Source organism: Rhodobacter sp. TJ_12 (assembly GCF_020023995.1).
Taxonomy (GTDB): domain Bacteria; phylum Pseudomonadota; class Alphaproteobacteria; order Rhodobacterales; family Rhodobacteraceae; genus Rhodobacter.
Genome location: NZ_NRRD01000082.1, coordinates 1 through 554, shown reverse-complemented (window position 1 = coordinate 554; position 554 = coordinate 1). Strand labels below are relative to the sequence as shown.

At 62.8% G+C, this 554-nt stretch carries 1 protein-coding gene; it reads left to right on the top strand.

Going from position 1 to position 554, the window contains the following annotated elements; translation table 11 throughout:
• Positions 1 to 366: 366 nt before the first annotated feature.
• Positions 367 to 528 (top strand): hemin uptake protein HemP, encoded by a 162-nt coding sequence (gene hemP / locus CKO11_RS17285; RefSeq protein WP_002722279.1) that lies wholly within the window; start codon positions 367 to 369, stop codon positions 526 to 528.
• The last annotated feature ends 26 nt before the right edge of the window (positions 529 to 554 follow it).

The window sequence follows — 554 nt, the reverse complement described above, 5'->3', positions numbered from 1 at the left end:
ATCCGGTCTCGTCCATCTCCGGCCTCCTCTGCTGACATCTGAGCCGGATATGGGAAGGCGGCTGCTTCTGCGCAATCGGAGCGGCGCCGGGATGTGGCTGGAACAACGACAGCGTCTCCTTGTCGCGCCCGCGTATAAACCAACCGAAAGAATCAGCCTTTACAAGTCCGACTGATTCAGTCACCTTTCCCATGCAATCCAAGCCAGCCCCCAAGGGTCAGCCCGGAGTCCTTCAGCCAGATACGGAGGTTCCATGTCTCGACAGCTGCCCGACCCGGGCTTCACCGAACTGCTTCGCCAGGCGCTGGAAGGGTTCCTGCCCTCCGGCTCGCTCGATCTCCTCTTCGACCGCATGGAGCGTCTGGCATGAACGCGATGACCGACCCGATGGAGCTGATCGAAGCGGGGATCCCCGTGCATGACGCGCGCTCCCTGACCGATGGTGGAACCCAGGCCCGGATCCTTCTCGACGGGCAGATCTACTGCCTCCGCATCACCCGCGCCGGCAAATTGATCCTGACGAAATGAAGTCCGGGCGCGGGACGGCGTGGCCG

Coding starts and splice junctions, on each gene's coding strand:
- hemP (WP_002722279.1), top strand. CDS start 367: ATGAACGCGATGACCGACCCGATGGAGCTGATCGAAGCGGGGATCCCC.